We start from the raw sequence: 16,145 nt of genomic DNA, 5'->3' as shown, positions 1-16,145 counted from the left end.
GACCTAGCTCCCGGGCCCGTATGGCGCGTCGGGGGCGTCGGGCCCGTGGGGTGCGTCGGGGCGGCCGTCCCCCGACCCGTACCGGCTCCGCAGCTCCCCCAGCACCCCCGTCGCCGCGGCCGTCAGGGGGACGGCGAGGAGCATGCCGAGGATGCCCGCGACGGAGGCGCCGGCCGTGATCGCGAGCATGACGGCGGCCGGGTGCATGTGGACGGTCCTGCTCTGCACCACGGGCTGGAGCAGGTGCCCCTCGATGACCTGGACGGCGAGGACGACCCCGAGCGCCCACAGGGCGATGACGAAGCCCCGGTCCGCGAGGGCGACGAGGACCGCGACCGCGCCGGAGAGGAAGGCGCCGAGGTAGGGGATGTACGCGGTGACGAAGACGAGCGCCGCGAGCCCGACCGCCCCCGGCACGCGCAGCACGAGCAGTCCGGTGCCGATGAGGGTCGCGTCGACGAGGGCGATGAACGTCGTGCCGCGCATGAAGCCCTCGACGGCCTCGAAGGCGCGGCGGGCCATGGCCTCGACGGTGTCGCCGGTCGTGCGGGGCACGAGGGAGCGCAGGGCCCCGGCGGCCCGGTCGGAGTCGCGCAGGAAGAAGAAGATCAGGAGCAGCGCGAGGACGGCGGTGGCGATCAGCTCCCCGACGACGCTGATGCCGGAGATCACCCCGGAGGCGGCGGTGCCGCCGAACTTCCTGAGGAGGTCCCCGGCGTTCCTGCTGAGGTCGTCGAGGGAGGTCCCGGCCGCGCCGAAGTGCTTCGCGATGTCCTCGGCGGCCTGCCGGAGCGAGGCGACGATCTGGTCGCCGGTGTCGATGAGGGCGGCGACGACGATGTACGTGGCGCCGCCGACGACCGCGAGGACGGCGAGGACGGTGAGCCCGGCGGCGAGGGACTTCCGGACCTTCATCCGCAGCAGGCGCCGGTAGAGGGGGCCGAGGAGGGCGGTGCCGAGGATCGCGAGCAGGACGGGCGTGACGGCCGTCTTGAGGACGACGCAGAGCCGGATGCCGACGGCGGCGACCCCGGCGACGAGCAGCAGGACGACGCACCAGGCGGCGACCCGGCGGGCGGCTTCGGGGAGGAGCGGTCGGGCGGTGGGCGTCTGCACCCGACCACCGGACCACGCCGCCCGGCACGCCGTCGCGCGCTGACGGTCCGTACGGGTGACGGGGCGTCAGCGGACGGTCGCGGGTGCGGACCGGGTACGGGGCCGGCGCAAGCCCGGGTACGGGTACGGGGCCGGCTCAGGACCGGGTACGGGTACGGGACCCGGCGCGGGACCGGGTACGCGTACGGGGCCGGAGCGCGCGCCCCGGCCCCGTACCCCCGGCGTCGTTACTCGCCCATCCCGTGGACCGCCGGGACCGTGCCGAGGCGGCCCGCCTGGAAGTCCTCGAAGGCCTGGCGCAGTTCGGCCTGGGTGTTCATGACGAACGGGCCGTAGTGGGCCATGGGCTCGCGGATCGGGCGCCCGCCGAGGAGGACGACCTCCAGGTCCGGGGTGTTGCCGTCCTGCTTCTCGTCGGCGCGGACGGTCAGGGCGCCGCCCTTGCCGAAGACGGCGGTCTGGCCGGTGTGGACCGGCCGCCGCTCGGCGCCGACGGTGCCGCGGCCCGCGAGCACGTACGCGAGGCCGTTGAAGTCCTCCCGCCAGGGCAGGCTGATCCCGGCGCCGGGGCGCAGGGTGGCGTGGATCATCGTGATCGGGGTGTGGGTGATGCCGGGGCCCTCGTGGCCGTCGAGCTCGCCCGCGATGACGCGGAGCAGCGCGCCGCCGTCGGGGGAGGTGAGGAGCTGGACCTGGCCGCCGCGGATGTCCTGGTAGCGGGGGGCCATCATCTTGTCGGCGGCCGGCAGGTTCACCCAGAGCTGGAGGCCGTGGAAGAGGCCGCCGCTGACGACGAGGGACTCCGGCGGGGCCTCGATGTGCAGGAGGCCGGCGCCGGCGGTCATCCACTGGGTGTCGCCGTTGGTGATGGTGCCGCCACCACCCTGGGAGTCCTGGTGGTCGAAGGTGCCGTCGATGATGTAGGTGACGGTCTCGAAGCCGCGGTGGGGGTGCCAGGGCGTGCCCTTGGGCTCTCCGGGCGCGTACTCCACCTCACCCATCTGGTCCATCATGATGAACGGGTCGAGGTACTGGTGGTTGATCCCCGCGAAGGCCCGGCGGACCGGGAAGCCCTCTCCCTCGAAGCCGGAGGGGGCCGTGGTCACGGCGAGCACGGGGCGGGCCGGGGCGTCGGCGGGGGCGGCGACGCGCGGCAGGGTGAGCGGGTTCTCGACAGTCACGGCGGGCATGGCGGGACCTCCTTGGGCGACCTTGCACGTCCACTTTAGTTGAACGCTGAACTTTCTGCCACCCGGAACGCGGCCCGGCGGGGAGGAATTCCCCGGCTGTCCTGAAGTCGTTCATCCGTACGGGTGAGGGAGCCCTCCGCTCCCCCGGCCGCTCGGGCACGCTGGCTCCGCCGGGCGCCCCGCCCGGCGCCCCGACGGCCCGAGGAGCCCGCATGTCGTCCACGCCCGAGCACCTGAAGTACACGAAGGAACACGAGTGGGTGGAGAGGCGGGGCGACGGCCGCGTACGCGTCGGCATCACCGACTTCGCGCAGAAGCAGCTCGGGGACATCGTGTTCGTGGAGAACCCGAAGGTGGGCGACCGGGTGGAGGCGGGGGATCCGGCCGGCACCCTGGAGTCGGTCAAGGCGGTCTCCGAGCTGTACGCGCCGCTCACCGGCCGGGTGACCGCCGTGAACGGCGACCTCGACTCCGACTCCGAGTGGGTCAACAACGACCCGTACGGCGACGGCTGGCTCTTCGAGCTCGAGCCCGACGACGCGGGCGCCCTCGACGGGCTGCTCAGCGCCGCGCAGTACGAGGAGTACGTCGCCGAGGACGCCTCCGAATAGGCCCCGGTACGCGCGCGAACGGGCCCGGCGCCCCCGGAAGGGGGCGCCGGGCCCGTCCGGTCCCGCCCGCGTCAGCCGTACATCCGCCGCATCGCGAAGTCGACCATCTGCTCCACGGCCTTCGCGTCGAAGACCATGCGGTGGTCGCCCTCCATGTCGAGGACGAAGCCGTAGCCGGTCGGCAGCAGGTCGATCACCTCGGCGCCGGTGATCACGAAGTACTTCGACTCCTTGCCCGCGTACCGCCGCAGCTCCTTGAGCGAGGTGAACATGGGGATGACCGGCTGCTGGGTGTTGTGCAGGGCCAGGAAGCCGGGGTTGTCGCCGCGCGGGCAGTAGACCTTCGAGGTGGCGAAGATCTGCTGGAAGTCCTCGGCGGCCAGGGTGCCGGTGGTGAAGGCGCGCACGGCGTCCGCGAGGGAGGGCGGCGAGGGCTCCGGGTAGAGCGGGGCCTGCTGCCCGTAACCGCCCTGCACGCCGCCCGGCGCACCGGCCTGCATCCCGCCCTGCTGGGGCGGGATGTACTGCTGCTGGGCGGCACTACCGTCCGCGTGCTGGCCGTATCCGTACATGGCCCCAGCCTAGCGAGCGGCGGGGGGCCGCCGGGGCCCGTGCCCCTTACCCGTGGGTACGCCCGCCGGTGGCCGCGGAGGCGTGTGACGCGTGGGGCGCACGAGGTGCGGGAGGCACGGGATGAAGGCGAGTCTCGTCACAGATGCCCGTCAGGGGTTGCCCTTATTACCCACGGGTAGCATCATCGTGGAGAGCGTTTTGCTACTCACTGGTACGTGTACGAGGAACCTCCCTCCCCGAGCCTTACGGAGCCGTCGCCATGGGGCACTACAAGTCGAATCTCCGCGACATCGAGTTCAACCTCTTCGAGGTCCTCGGCCGCGACAAGGTGTACGGCACCGGTCCGTTCGAGGAGATGGACGTCGAGACCGCCAAGAGCATCCTCGACGAGATCCGCCGCCTCGCCGAGAACGAGCTCGCGGAGTCCTTCGCCGACGCCGACCGCAACCCGCCGGTCTTCGACCCGGAGACCAACACCGCGCCGGTCCCGGCCTCCTTCAAGAAGTCGTACGACGCCTTCATGGAGTCCGAGTACTGGCGCCTGGGCATCCCGGAGGAGATCGGCGGCACCGTCTCCCCGCGCTCCCTGATCTGGGCCTACGCGGAACTGCTGCTCGGCTCGAACCCGGCCGTCTGGATGTACTCCTCCGGCCCGGCCTTCGCCGGCATCCTCCACAACGAGGGCAACGAGGCGCAGAAGAAGGTCGCGCGGATCGCCGTCGAGAAGCGCTGGGGCTCCACCATGGTCCTCACCGAGCCCGACGCGGGCTCGGACGTCGGCGCCGGCCGCACCAAGGCGGTCCAGCAGGAGGACGGCTCCTGGCACATCGAGGGCGTCAAGCGCTTCATCACCTCCGGTGAGCACGACATGGAGGAGAACATCCTCCACTACGTCCTCGCCCGCCCCGAGGGCGCCGGCCCCGGCACCAAGGGCCTGAGCCTCTTCCTCGTCCCCAAGTACGAGTTCGACTGGGAGACCGGCGAGCTGGGCGCCCGCAACGGCGTGTACGCCACCAACGTCGAGCACAAGATGGGCCTCAAGGCCTCCAACACGTGCGAGATGACCTTCGGCGACAGGCACCCCGCCAAGGGCTGGCTGATCGGCGACAAGCACGACGGCATCCGCCAGATGTTCCTCATCATCGAGTTCGCCCGCATGATGGTCGGCACGAAGGCGATCTCCACCCTCTCCACGGGCTACCTCAACGCCCTGGAGTACGCCAAGGAGCGCGTCCAGGGCACCGACCTGGCCAACTTCATGGACAAGGCCGCGCCCAAGGTCACCATCACGCACCACCCCGACGTCCGCCGCTCGCTGATGACGCAGAAGGCGTACGCCGAGGGCATGCGCTCCCTCGTCCTCTACACGGCCTCCGTGCAGGACGAGATCGCGGTCAAGGAGGCGGCCGGCGAGGACGCCAAGGCGCTGCACGGCCTCAACGACCTGCTGCTCCCGATCGTGAAGGGCTACGGCTCCGAGAAGGGCTACGAGCAGCTCGCGCAGTCGCTCCAGACCTTCGGCGGCTCCGGCTTCCTCCAGGAGTACCCGATCGAGCAGTACATCCGGGACGCCAAGATCGACACCCTCTACGAGGGCACCACGGCCATCCAGGGCCAGGACTTCTTCTTCCGGAAGATCGTGCGCGACCAGGGCGCGGCCCTGAACACGCTGTCCGAGGAGATCAAGAAGTTCCTCGCGGTCGGCACCGGCGGCGAGGAGCTGGCCGGCGCCCGCGACGCGCTCGCCAAGGCGGCCGTCGACCTGGAGGCCATCGTCGGCACGATGATCACCGACCTCACCGCCACCGGCGAGGACGTCAAGAACATCTACAAGGTCGGCCTCAACACCACCCGCCTGCTGCTCGCCTCCGGCGACGTGGTCGTCGGCTACCTGCTCCTGCGGGGCGCGGCCGTCGCCGCCGAGAAGCTGGCCGCCGGCGCCTCCGGCAAGGATGTCGCCTTCTACCAGGGCAAGATCGCGGCCGCGAAGTTCTTCGCCGCCAACGTCCTGCCGGGCGTCTCCACCGAGCGCGCGCTCGCCGAGTCCGTCGAGGGCTCGCTGATGGACCTGGACGAGGCCGCGTTCTAGGACCGCTGCTCGCAGCGGCCGAGAGCACTTCTCGTCCATACAAGGAACGGCTCGTCCCCGGGGAGGGGGGCGGGCCGTTCCGCCTTCCCGGACTTCTCCGCCGTTCGCGGCCCTCCGCCTTCCGCGCCCTCCGCCCTTCCGGGCGCATCCGCCTCCCGGCCGTTCCGCCCTCCCGGGCGCATCCGCCTCCCCGGGCGCCTCGGCCTCCCCACCGGCCCCCTGCGTAAGGTGAACCCCATGAGCAGCGCAGCTTCCCGTACCGCCGCAGGCCCCTTCGACCGCGGGCACACCGACGACCTCATGGCCTTCCTCGCGGCCTCCCCCTCGCCGTACCACGCGGTCGCGAACGCGGCCGAGCGGCTTGAGAAGGCCGGATTCCGGAGGGTCGAGGAGACCGCGGCCTGGGACGCGACCAGCGGCGGGAAGTACGTGGTCCGCGGCGGCGCAATCATCGCCTGGTACGTGCCGGAGGGCGCCGCCGCCCACACCCCGTACCGGATCGTCGGCGCCCACACCGACTCCCCCAACCTGCGCGTGAAGCCGCGCCCCGACATGGGCGCGCAGGGCTGGCGGCAGGTCGCCGTCGAGGTCTACGGCGGCACCCTCCTCAACACCTGGCTCGACCGCGACCTCGGCCTGGCGGGCCGGCTCACCCTGCGCGACGGCAGCCACCGCCTGGTGAACGTCGACCGGCCGCTGCTGCGCGTCCCGCAGCTCGCCATCCACCTCGACCGGCAGGCCAACGACGGCCTCAAGCTCGACCGCCAGCGGCACATGCAGCCCGTGTGGGGCATCGGGGACGTCCACGAGGGCGACCTGATCTCCTTCGTCGCCGCCGAGGCCGGCGTCGACGCCGAGGACGTGTCCGGCTGGGACCTGATGGTCCACGCCGTCGAGGCCCCCGCCTACCTGGGCCGCGACCGCGAACTGCTCGCCGGGCCGCGCATGGACAACCTGCTCTCCGTGCACGCCGCCACCGCCGCGCTCGCCTCCCTCGCGGGCCGCGACGACCTGCCGTACATCCCGGTCCTCGCCGCCTTCGACCACGAGGAGAACGGCTCGGAGGCCGACACCGGCGCCCAGGGCCCCCTGCTCGGCAACGTCCTGGAGCGCTCGGTCTACGCCCGGGGCGGCTCCTACGAGGACCGGGCGCGCGCCTTCGCCGGCACCGTCTGCCTCTCCTCCGACACCGGCCACGCGGTCCACCCCAACTACGCGGAGCGGCACGACCCGACGCACCACCCGCGCGTCGACGGCGGCCCGATCCTCAAGGTGAACGTCAACCAGCGCTACGCCACCGACGGCAGCGGCCGGGCCGTCTTCGCCGCCGCCTGCGAGAAGGCGGGCGTGCCCTGGCAGTCCTTCGTCTCCAACAACGACATGCCCTGCGGCACCACGATCGGCCCGATCACGGCCGCCCGCCACGGCATCAGCACCGTGGACATCGGCGTCGCGATCCTCTCCATGCACAGCGCCCGCGAACTGTGCGGCGCGCAGGACCCGTTCCTCCTCGCGAACGCGCTGGTGGCGTTCCTGGAGGGCTGAGCCCGGCATCGTCCGGCCGGGGCCGCTCGCGAAACATCCGCGAAAGGTCCCGCCCGGCAGGCTCGTCCCCATGCACCGTCATGAGGGTCCGCCGCTGCGGAAGTTCGTCCCGTCCGTCGCCGTCGCCGTGCTCCTCGTCCTGACCGGGACGGGGCTGCTCATCGGCTCGTACAACGACCGGCCGCCGTGGGGCACCGACATCGCGTACGAGGGCGGCTTCATCCTGGCCTCCCGGATCCGCGGGTACGACGTGGACGGGTCGCGGACGAAGGCGCTGCTCGCCGGGGAGTGCGCGCGGATGGAGCGGGACGGCATGGGCGGCGAGCGGGCCGTCCACGATCCGGCCGCCTGGGTGGCGGGGTGCCTGGACGGGGCCGCGGGGCGCCCGTCCAGGAACCAGGGGCTCGTGCGCTAGACGGCCTCGTCCATGCCCGCGAGGATCAGCGGAAGGCGGGAGGCGCCCGCGTCCGTGACCTTCACCGGGACGCCCCAGTCCTGCTGGTGGACGTGGCAGGCCGGGTACTCGTTGGCGCCCGCGGCGGAGCCGCTGTCGGACTCGGTGTCGTCGCAGGAGGCCGCCATCGCGGAGACGTGCAGCACGCCCTCCGTGACCTCCGGGTTCAGGTCGAGGTCGCGGAAGAGGTCCGTGCCCGTGCCCTCGCCGCCGAGCAGCAGCTCCGGCGGGGTCGAGGAGACCAGGAGCCGGGTCGAGGGGCCGTAGCGCTCGTCCAGCTTCTGCCCGGTCGGGGCCCGGAAGACGACGTCGAGGCGGAGGCGGCCGGGGGCGACCTCGGTGGCCTCGCGCCGGGTGCGGTGGGCGACCGCCTCGACCCGCACGGCCTCCTCGGGCAGCCGCAGCCGGGTCAGCCGGTGCCGGGCGGACTCGACGACCACGATGTCCCCGTCCACGAGGACCGCGTCGCTCGGCTCGCGCAGGTCGGTGGCGAGGGTGGTGACCTCGCCGGTGGCGGGGTCGTAGCGGCGCAGGGCGTGGTTGTACGTGTCGCTGACGGCGACCGAGCCGTCGGGCAGGGCGGTCACGCCCAGCGGGTGCTGGAACAGCGCCTGGCCGGCGTCGCCGTCACGGTGCCCGAAGTCGAAGAGCCCGGTGCCGACGGCGGTGCGCACGACCCCGTCCGCGTCGATCCAGCGCAGGGCGCTGGTCTCGGAGTCCGCGATCCACAGCCGGTCCCCGGCCGCCGCGAGTCCGGAGGGCTGCGCGAACCAGGCCTCGGCGGCGGGCCCGTCGACGAGCCCCTCGTTGGTGGTCCCGGCCGCGACCCCGACGGTCTTCGTCTCCGGGTCGTACGTCCACAACTGGTGGACGCCGGCCATGGCGATCCACACCTTGCCCTGCCACCAGGCGACGTCCCACGGCGAGGAGAGGTCGACCTCCAGGGCGGGGCCGGAGGTCGGGGACCCCTGCCACCACTGCTTCCCGGTGCCCGCGAGCAGCTCGATCGCTCCGCTCTCCGGGTCGTAGGCGCGCAGGGCGTGGTGCACCGTGTCGGCGACGACGACCCTGCCGTCGGGAAGCCGGGCGAGTCCCTGCGGCTCGCGGAAGACGCCCTCGCCGATGCGGCGCACGACGGTCTCGCCGTCCGCGGCCAGCTCGACGAGCTGGTGCCGGGTGGTGTCGGAGACCAGGAAGTTCCCGGACGGGAGCGCGATCGCCTTGCCGGGGAAGCGCAGGTCGGTGGCGACGGGCTCCGGCGCCACGTACGGACCGTCGCCGCGCCGCAGCGTCCCCTTGGCCCCGTGCTCGGCCTCCAGCTCCTCCACGAGGGTCCGGATCGCGTTGGCGTGGCCCTCGCCGGCGTGCTGGGCGACGACGTACCCCTCGGGGTCGACCACGACGAGCGTCGGCCAGGCGCGCACGGCGTACTGCTTCCAGGTCGCGAGCTCCGGGTCGTCCAGGACGGGGTGGTGCACCTCGTACCGCTCGACGGCGTCCACCACCGCCCGGTGCTCGGCCTCGTGCACGAACTTCGGCGAGTGCACCCCGACGATCACCAGGGTGTCGCGGTGCTTCTCCTCCAGGTCGCGCAGCTCGTCGAGGACGTGCAGGCAGTTCACGCAGCAGAAGGTCCAGAAGTCGAGGAGGACGATCTTTCCCCGCAGGTCGGCGAGGGTCAGCTCTTCTCCGCCGGTGTTCAGCCAGCCGCCCTTGCCGATCAGCTCGGGGGCGCGGACACGGGCACGTCGGGGCGCGGGGGTGGGCGCGGGAGCGTTCATGGGTCCAAGGGTGCCGTACGGGTGGAAAGTGGGGGTCGGGCGGGGGCCGAGGGCGTGTCCGGGGGCGGGTTCCGGGGCGGGGGCCGGTCAGCATGGCGGGCATGGAGCACGTGGTCAGATCATCGGACTATTCCTGCCGTCGGGTGATCGGCGGATTACTCGTGGTGGTCCTGCTCGCCCTGCCCTGCGCGGTCCTCTCCGAGGGCGCGGGGTGGGCCGGCGGGGTCGGGGACGGGAACCTGCGGCTGACCGTGACCGTCAACGGCCGGGCCGACAGCCACCTCCGGCCGCCGGAGGTACGGGTCGGAGGGTGGGTCGTGAAGCGGTACCGGCTGCTGAACCTGAGCGAGGCGGACCTGTACCGGGTGCGGGTGCTCGACCCCGGCGCCCCCGCCGGGTCCGTGCGGTGCCCGGGAGCGCCGCTGCCCGCGGCCGAGGAGGTAGAGTGCACGGCCAGGTTCCGGGCGGCGGCGGGACGGCACGTGCATCCCGTACGGGCCGAGGGCGACGTCCCCTCCCTGCACACGCGGCTCACCGCGACCGCCCCCTCCGGGTACGCAGGGGTCGCCGGGGCCCTCCAGCTCACCGAGGAGGTCGTGGTCGCCGTCCCGGGACCGGGATCGGGGCCGGGGGCGGCATCGGGGGCGGGGGCGGGGGCGGGCGGGGGGTCCGCCACCGTGACGTACACCGTCACCAACCAGGGGAACCTCCCCCTCCACGCCGTCCGGGTCGAGGACCCCGGCCTCGCCCTCGCACCCGGCGCTCCCGACTGCGGAGGACAGGGCGGGACCGTGCCCGTCCTCGCCGTGGGCGCCTCCGCCTCCTGCACGACGACCGTACGGCTCCCCCCGGGGACCTACCGGAGCACCGGCCGCGCCTCCGGCAGCGACCGGGCGACCACGCTCGGGGCCGGCGGCGAACGGGTCTCGGCACCCGTGCTCACGGCGGGGGCCTCGGCCGTCTTCGTGGTGGGGGGAGGGGTGGGGGCCGGGACCGGAGGGGCGAGCGCGGGAAGTTCCTCGGGTGCGCCGGGGGCGGGAGCCGGTGCCGGCGCCGGAGCGGCGGCCGGTGCCGGAGCGGCGGGGGCCGGGGCGCCGGGCGCGAGGGACGGGACGTCAGACGCGGCAGCCGGGACGCCAGGCACAGCCGGGACGCCAGGCACAACCGGAGGGCCTGGCACAGCCGGGGCGCCGGGAGCGGCCGGAGGGCCCGGCGCGGCCCAGGCGCCCGGCGCGGCCGGGGCGGGGTCGGGGGAGGTCGTGGCCGGGAGCAGTGGGGTCCCCGGGAGCCCCGTCGGTGCGGGGACGACCGGGCTTCCCGCGCCTCCCGCGTTTCCCGGCGCGGGCGCCGCCCCCGGAGCCGTACCCCCCGGAGCCGTACCGCCCGCCCCGCCCTCCGTCCCCCCTCCCGGTCTCCGGCGTGCCGCCGGGGTCGACGACGAGGGGTTCCTCGGGCGGGTGCGGCGGCGGGCGCGGGAGGCGCGGGAGCTGGGCGTGGCGACGGTCCTGCTGATGCTCCTCATCCCGGCGGCCGTCGCCGCCGCGCTCCTCGGCAGCCGGAGGACGTGACCGTGGCCCTGCTCGAAACCCTCGTCGTCGTCCTCGGCGTCGCGCTCGTCGCCGCCCTCTCCGTCTTCGCCAAGACCAGGCTCTTCCCGGTCGGGGAGGACGAGGAGCCGCGCGAGGACGTGGCCGAGTACATCGCCATGATGGTGTCGGTCCTCTACGCCGTCGTCCTCGGCCTCTGCCTGGTCTCCGTCTGGGAGACGCGTTCGGCCGCCGCCGACCACGTCCAGGCCGAGGCGAGCGCCCTGCACCAGACGTACCTGCTCGCGGACGCGCTCCCGCTCGCCCAGCGGCAGCCGGTGCGCGACGCGGCCCGGACGTACGCGAGCCACGTCGTGGACGTCGAGTGGCCCGCGATGGCCGGCCGCGCGCCCCTCGACGGCTCGGGCTGGACGCTGCTCGACCAGTTGCGGCGGGCGGGCGAGGTCACCCGGTCCGACCGGGTGTCCGAGCAGATCGCGGCCCAGGAGGTGCTGGCCCAGCTCGGTTACGTGGACGACGCGCGGCGCGGCCGGGAGGCGGCGGCGCAGGAGCGGCTCTCGCCCGTGCTGTGGACGGGGCTGCTGATCGGCGGCGTGCTGACGCTCGCGTTCATGTTCCTCTTCGGGATCAAGCGGAGCGCGACCCACGTGGTGATGGTGATGGGCCTGTCCGGGTTCATCGCCTTCACGGTGCTGCTGATCCATCAGCTCGACTCGCCGTTCGGGGAGATGCTCGGGACGGGTCCGGACGCGTTCACCCGCTACTTCGGGTGAGAAGCGGCTCCGGCCGGGAAGGAGTGACCGGGTGAAATATCTCGTACGGGACAAGATCTTCGCGATCGGCGACGACTACTGGATCGAGGACGAGCACGGGCGCCACGCCTTCCTCGTCGACGGCAAGGCCATGCGGCTGCGCGACACCCTGGAGCTGAAGGACCCCGACGGACAGGTCCTGATCACGCTGCGGCAGAAGATGTTCAGCCTGCGGGACGCGATGACGATCGAGCGGGACGACCGACCGCTCGCGACCGTCCGCCGCAAGCGGCTCTCGCTGCTGCGCAACCACTACCGGGTGACGCTGGTCGAGGGCACCGAACTGGACGTCAGCGGCCGGATCCTGGACCGGGAGTTCGCCGTCGAGTACGAGGGCGAACTCCTGGTCCACGTCTCCCGGCAGTGGTTCCACGTCCGCGACACGTACGCGGTGAACGTGGTCCGCGAGGACGCCGACGCCGCCCTCATGGTGGCGGTGGCGGTGTGCGTGATCCGGATGGCGGAGCGGGAACGGGAGGACTGAGGTCCTTCGAGGGCACCTAGCCCCGCTTGGGCACCGCCACGCCCAGGACCCGGTCCTTCAGGGCCGGGAACTCCTCGCGGGTCGTGGCGACCCGGCCGGGGTCGAGTGCGACGCGCAGGACCTCCTCGCCGGGGCCCGCCTCCGCGAGGACCTCGCCCCAGGGGTCGACGACGACGGAGTGGCCGGCCTGCTCGATGCCCGCGTGGGTGCCGGCGGTGCCGCAGGCCAGCACGTACGCCTGGTTCTCGACCGCGCGGGCCCGCGCCAGGAGGGTCCAGTGGGCGCGGCGGCGGGCGGGCCAGCCGGCCGGGACGACGAAGGCCTGCGCGCCCGCGTCGACCAGGCCGCGGAAGAGCTCGGGGAAGCGCAGGTCGTAGCAGGTGCCGACGCCGATGGTGAGGTGCGGCAGGTCGACGGTGACCAGGTCCTCCCCGGCGGCCATGAGGACCGCCTCGCCCCTGTCGAAGCCGAAGCGGTGGATCTTCCGGTAGGAGGCGGCGAGTTCGCCGTCGGGGGAGAGGACGAGCGAGGTGTTGTAGAGGGCGCCGGCCTCCGCCTCGACGAACGAGCCGGCGTGCAGCCAGACCCCGGCGTCCCGGGCGGCCTCGGCCATCGCCCGGTGCGTGGGGCCGTTCAGCGGCTCGGACCCGGCGGCGAAGAGGTCGGACGCGAAGGCGCCGACGGTCCACAGCTCGGGGAGGACGACGAGGTCCGCGCGGCCGGATTCCTCCCGTACGAGGCGCGCCGCGCGGGCGCGACGGGCGTCGACCGGTTCGTCCGGGTCTACCGCGATCTGGATCAGCGAGGCGCGCACACTACCACCGTCCTGGCATTCGAGCCGTCAACACCGGCCTACGATCGTCACACGAAAGCACTGCCGGGGTGCCTTCGGGCAGCGTAACTTAGCGTCCGAGCCTCCCACCCAGTCGTGTTTTCAGCCCGCGCACCGAAGAACCGCCGAGGGGTCCCGTGACCGTCCATCCCAGCCTCCAGAACTACGCCGACGCCTGGACGCACTCGATCGAGGCGATAGCCGAGCTGGTGCAGCCGCTCGTGGAGGGCGAGTGGAACCGGCGGACCCCCTGCCCGGGCTGGTCGGTGCGGGACGTCGTGTCCCACGTCATCGGCATGGAGACGGAGATGCTGGGCGACCCCCGGCCGATCCACTCGCTGCCGCGCGATCTGTACCACGTGCGCAGTGACTTCGCGCGCTACATGGAGGTCCAGGTCGACGTGCGGCGCCACCACACGGCGCCGGAGATGACGTCGGAGCTGGAGTACGTCCTGATCCGGCGGGCCCGTCAGCTCCGCAACGAGAACCGCTCCCCCGACCGCCTGATCCGCGCCCCGCTGGGCGCCGAGCAGACCCTCGAAGTGGCCTACCGGACGCGGGCCTTCGACGTGTGGGTGCACGAGCAGGACCTGCGGGCGGCGCTCGGGGTGCCGGGGAACCTGGACTCGCCGGGGGCGCAGGTGGCCCGGGACGTGCTCCTGGAGGCGCTGCCGGAGGTGGTCGCCAAGGACGCGGGCGCGCCGGCCTCCTCGGCGGTGGTGCTCGACGTGACCGGTCCGGTGGAGTTCCTGCGGACGGTGCGGGTGGACGCGGAGGGGCGCGGCTCGATCGACGGCGCGCCCTCGCTCGGCCCGGCGGTGACGCTGGCGACGGACTGGGAGACGTACGTGCGGCTCGCCTGCGGCCGGGTCCGGGCGGCCGACGCGGCCGACCGGATCAAGGTGGAGGGCGACGAGCGGCTGGCACGGGCGATCCTCGACAACTTCGCGGTGACGCCCCGATAACCACGCGCTGTACGGGTGCACCACGCGCTGTACGGGTGGATCACCCGCTACACGGGTACGTGCACGGCCTCCACGCGGCTGGCGACGAGCCGTTCCCGTTCCCTGCGGTGGGTGCGGGCCTTGAGGCGCAGGATCTGCACGGTGCCGAGGGCTTCGAGGACGAAGACCGAGGAGAACGCGATCCGGTAGTCGTCCCCGGTCGCGTCGAGCAGCACGCCGACGGCGAGCAGCGTCGTCATCGAGGCGACGAAACCACCCATGTTGACGATTCCCGAGGCGGTGCCCTGACGCTCCGGCGGGTTCGCCGGGCGGGCGAAGTCGAAGCCGATCATCGAGGCCGGTCCGCAGGCGCCGAGGACCAGGCAGAGGGCGACGAGCAGCCCCGTCGGGGCGTGGTCGCCGGGGTACGCGAGGGTGGCGCCCCACAGCAGGGCGGTGGCCGCGACCGTGCCGAGGGCGAGCGGGGCGCGGGCCGCGTGGTGGCGGGCGATGATCTGCCCGTACGCGAGACCGACGACCATGTTCGAGAGCACGACCAGGGTGAGCAGCGTCCCGGCGGTGGAGCGTGACAGGCCCTGTGCCTCGACGAGGAACGGCAGTCCCCACAGGAGCAGGAACACCATGGCCGGGAACTGGGTGGTGAAGTGCACCCACATGCCGAGCCGGGTGCCGGGCTCGTGCCAGGACTCGGCGATCTGGCGGCGGACGTAGGCCGCGCCCGCGTGGGCGGAGGGCCGGGGCTCGTACCCCTCGGGGTGGTCCTTGAGGAAGAGCAGCAGCAGGACGAGGACGAGGACGCCGGCGAAGGAGCTGCCGACGAAGGTGGTGGTCCAGCCGAGGCCGTGCAGGGCGCGGGCGATGAAGACGGTGGAGACCAGGTTGCCCGCCATGCCGAAGAGGGCGGCGACCTGGCCGATGAGCGGGCCGCGCCGGGCGGGGAACCAGCGGCTGCCGAGCCGCAGGACGCTGATGAAGGTCATGGCGTCGCCGCAGCCGAGGAGCGCGCGGGAGGCGAGCGCCGTGCCGTACGACGGGGAGAGCGCGAAGCCGAGCTGGCCGGCGGTGAAGAGGACGACGCCGAGGACCAGGACCTTCTTGGTGCCGAGCCGGTCGACCATGAGGCCGACGGGTATCTGCATGCCGGCGTAGACGAGCAGTTGGAGGATGGAGAAGGTGGAGAGCGCGGAGGCGTTGACGTCGAAGCGGTCGGCGGCGTCGAGCCCGGCGACGCCGAGCGAGGTGCGGAAGATGACGGCGACGAAGTAGACGGCGACGCCGACGCCCCAGACGAGGGCGGCGCGGCGGCCTCCGGGCGGGTCGCCGGGGAGGGTGACGGCGGAGCCGTATCCGTTGCGGTTGCTCACCGGTCCTCACCCCGGACCAGGACCTTGACCCAGCTCAGGTGCTGGCGGACGCAGTGCGCGGCGCCCTCGGCGTCGCCGGCCTTGATGCGGTCGAGGATCTCGGCGTGCTCGGTGATGTTCTTGGCGACGCGGTCGGGCTGGGACTGCATCACGGCGACGCCCATGCGCAGTTGGCGGTCGCGGAGCTGGTCGTAGAGGCGGGCGAGGATCTGGTTGCCGGCGTGCCGGACGATCTCGGCGTGGAAGCAGCGGTCGGTGGCGGCGACCTCGGCGAGGTCCCCGGACCCGGCCCGGCGCTTCTGCTCCTCCAGGAGCTCTTCGAGGCGGGCGATCAGGGCGGCGGGGGCGGGCACGGCCCGGCGGACGGCGAACTCCTCGACGAGGAGCCGGGTCTCGACGACGTCGGCGATCTCCTGGGCGGAGACGGCGAGGACGAGGGCGCCCTTCTTCGGGTAGAGCTTGAGCAGCCCTTCCATCTCCAGCTTGAGCAGCGCCTCGCGGACGGGGGTCCGTGACACCCCCACGGCCGTGGCGAGTTCACCCTCGGTCAGGAGGGTGCCCCCTTCGTAGCGCCGGTCGAGTACGGCCTGCTTGACGTGCATGTAGACGCGGTCGGCGGCGGGGGGTGCTGAAGGCATGGACACAGCATAGATACAACATGGATGCCGCGCAGGGCCCCGTCCATGATGTGGACGGGGCCCCGTCGGCCGCCTTTTCGCCGGTTTCACGTGAAACCGTGCGCGCCGGACATGACGCCCAGGTGATCACGTCAGGCATCACGC

The 16,145-nt window shown here is 73.1% G+C and carries 15 protein-coding genes; 8 read left to right on the top strand and 7 right to left on the bottom strand.

Translation table 11 applies throughout. The features are described 5' to 3' along the window. Positions 1-3: 3 nt before the first annotated feature. Both ACFYNX_RS20180 and ACFYNX_RS20175 read right to left on the bottom strand, forming a co-directional pair. On the bottom strand, positions 4-1,116 hold the full coding sequence (locus tag ACFYNX_RS20180; RefSeq protein ID WP_388662960.1) for an AI-2E family transporter: 1,113 nt from the start codon (positions 1,114-1,116) through the stop codon (positions 4-6). A 227-nt stretch (positions 1,117-1,343) separates the two neighbouring features. Then, a complete protein-coding gene (locus tag ACFYNX_RS20175) occupies positions 1,344-2,306 on the bottom strand; it encodes a pirin family protein (protein WP_365539721.1) in 963 nt (320 codons plus the stop codon). 212 nt (positions 2,307-2,518) lie between these two features. On the opposite strand from ACFYNX_RS20175, the gene gcvH reads away from it, so the two are divergent. After that, positions 2,519-2,917 (top strand): glycine cleavage system protein GcvH, encoded by a 399-nt coding sequence (gene gcvH, locus ACFYNX_RS20170; RefSeq protein WP_365539722.1) that lies wholly within the window; start codon positions 2,519-2,521, stop codon positions 2,915-2,917. Between the two features lie 71 nt (positions 2,918-2,988). Here the strand turns inward: gcvH and ACFYNX_RS20165 are convergent, their stop codons facing one another. After that, on the bottom strand, positions 2,989-3,489 hold the full coding sequence (locus tag ACFYNX_RS20165) for an SseB family protein (protein WP_388662957.1): 501 nt from the start codon (positions 3,487-3,489) through the stop codon (positions 2,989-2,991). A 260-nt stretch (positions 3,490-3,749) separates the two neighbouring features. Here ACFYNX_RS20165 and ACFYNX_RS20160 point away from each other — a divergent pair, with 260 nt between their 5' ends. The 3 genes from ACFYNX_RS20160 (at position 3,750) to ACFYNX_RS20150 (ending at position 7,539) form a co-directional block, all read left to right on the top strand. Continuing rightward, positions 3,750-5,579 (top strand): acyl-CoA dehydrogenase, encoded by a 1,830-nt coding sequence (locus ACFYNX_RS20160; RefSeq protein ID WP_388662955.1) that lies wholly within the window; start codon positions 3,750-3,752, stop codon positions 5,577-5,579. 237 nt (positions 5,580-5,816) lie between these two features. Further along, complete coding sequence (locus tag ACFYNX_RS20155; RefSeq protein ID WP_365539725.1) at positions 5,817-7,124, top strand: M18 family aminopeptidase; 1,308 nt, start codon at positions 5,817-5,819, stop codon at positions 7,122-7,124. A gap of 70 nt (positions 7,125-7,194) precedes the next feature. Beyond that, positions 7,195-7,539 (top strand): hypothetical protein, encoded by a 345-nt coding sequence (locus ACFYNX_RS20150; protein ID WP_365539726.1) that lies wholly within the window; start codon positions 7,195-7,197, stop codon positions 7,537-7,539. Here the strand turns inward: ACFYNX_RS20150 and ACFYNX_RS20145 are convergent. Further along, entirely contained in the window at positions 7,536-9,359 is a 1,824-nt protein-coding gene (locus tag ACFYNX_RS20145; protein ID WP_388662953.1) for an NHL domain-containing thioredoxin family protein, read from the bottom strand. The two genes, ACFYNX_RS20150 and ACFYNX_RS20145, sit on opposite strands and share 4 nt — an antisense overlap. Before the next feature lie 482 nt (positions 9,360-9,841). Between ACFYNX_RS20145 and ACFYNX_RS20140 the strand changes: the two genes are divergently transcribed. The 3 genes from ACFYNX_RS20140 to ACFYNX_RS20130 are packed head-to-tail and all read left to right on the top strand — an operon-like array spanning position 9,842 to position 12,202. Further along, entirely contained in the window at positions 9,842-10,927 is a 1,086-nt protein-coding gene (locus ACFYNX_RS20140) for a hypothetical protein (RefSeq protein ID WP_388662951.1), read from the top strand. Between the two features lie 2 nt (positions 10,928-10,929). Next, complete coding sequence (locus ACFYNX_RS20135) at positions 10,930-11,679, top strand: hypothetical protein (RefSeq protein WP_365539729.1); 750 nt, start codon at positions 10,930-10,932, stop codon at positions 11,677-11,679. A 31-nt stretch (positions 11,680-11,710) separates the two neighbouring features. After that, on the top strand, positions 11,711-12,202 hold the full coding sequence (locus tag ACFYNX_RS20130) for an LURP-one-related family protein (protein ID WP_365539730.1): 492 nt from the start codon (positions 11,711-11,713) through the stop codon (positions 12,200-12,202). Positions 12,203-12,218: 16 nt separating this feature from the next. On the opposite strand, the gene ACFYNX_RS20125 is transcribed toward ACFYNX_RS20130, so the two are convergent. Beyond that, on the bottom strand, positions 12,219-13,016 hold the full coding sequence (locus ACFYNX_RS20125) for a carbon-nitrogen family hydrolase (protein WP_388662949.1): 798 nt from the start codon (positions 13,014-13,016) through the stop codon (positions 12,219-12,221). Between the two features lie 155 nt (positions 13,017-13,171). Between ACFYNX_RS20125 and ACFYNX_RS20120 the strand changes: the two genes are divergently transcribed. Then, complete coding sequence (locus ACFYNX_RS20120; protein WP_125666178.1) at positions 13,172-13,999, top strand: maleylpyruvate isomerase family mycothiol-dependent enzyme; 828 nt, start codon at positions 13,172-13,174, stop codon at positions 13,997-13,999. A 47-nt stretch (positions 14,000-14,046) separates the two neighbouring features. Here ACFYNX_RS20120 and ACFYNX_RS20115 read toward each other — a convergent pair whose 3' ends face one another. Together ACFYNX_RS20115 and ACFYNX_RS20110 are read right to left on the bottom strand one after the other, a co-directional pair. Further along, on the bottom strand, positions 14,047-15,363 hold the full coding sequence (locus ACFYNX_RS20115; protein WP_388662947.1) for a nitrate/nitrite transporter: 1,317 nt from the start codon (positions 15,361-15,363) through the stop codon (positions 14,047-14,049). Next, the gene (locus ACFYNX_RS20110; protein WP_365539733.1) at positions 15,360-16,001 is read right to left on the bottom strand and encodes a GntR family transcriptional regulator; all 642 of its coding nucleotides are present in this window, start codon (positions 15,999-16,001) and stop codon (positions 15,360-15,362) included. The genes ACFYNX_RS20115 and ACFYNX_RS20110 overlap by 4 nt, the downstream gene beginning before the upstream one ends. Positions 16,002-16,145 lie beyond the last annotated feature (144 nt).

The sequence above is a fragment of the Streptomyces sp. NPDC007872 genome (assembly GCF_042868165.1).
GTDB lineage: Bacteria > Actinomycetota > Actinomycetes > Streptomycetales > Streptomycetaceae > Streptomyces.
Note: the sequence above shows the minus strand (reverse complement) of the source record. Positions and strands in the feature narration are given on the sequence as shown.

Excerpts from the sequence above, each read along its gene's own strand:
- ACFYNX_RS20175 (WP_365539721.1), bottom strand. The coding sequence starts at position 2,306 with ATGCCCGCCGTGACTGTCGAGAACCCGCTCACCCTGCCGCGCGTCGCC.
- gcvH (WP_365539722.1), top strand. The coding sequence starts at position 2,519 with ATGTCGTCCACGCCCGAGCACCTGAAGTACACGAAGGAACACGAGTGG.
- ACFYNX_RS20165 (WP_388662957.1), bottom strand. The coding sequence starts at position 3,489 with ATGTACGGATACGGCCAGCACGCGGACGGTAGTGCCGCCCAGCAGCAG.
- ACFYNX_RS20160 (WP_388662955.1), top strand. The coding sequence starts at position 3,750 with ATGGGGCACTACAAGTCGAATCTCCGCGACATCGAGTTCAACCTCTTC.
- ACFYNX_RS20155 (WP_365539725.1), top strand. The coding sequence starts at position 5,817 with ATGAGCAGCGCAGCTTCCCGTACCGCCGCAGGCCCCTTCGACCGCGGG.
- ACFYNX_RS20150 (WP_365539726.1), top strand. The coding sequence starts at position 7,195 with ATGCACCGTCATGAGGGTCCGCCGCTGCGGAAGTTCGTCCCGTCCGTC.
- ACFYNX_RS20145 (WP_388662953.1), bottom strand. The coding sequence starts at position 9,359 with ATGAACGCTCCCGCGCCCACCCCCGCGCCCCGACGTGCCCGTGTCCGC.
- ACFYNX_RS20110 (WP_365539733.1), bottom strand. The coding sequence starts at position 16,001 with ATGCCTTCAGCACCCCCCGCCGCCGACCGCGTCTACATGCACGTCAAG.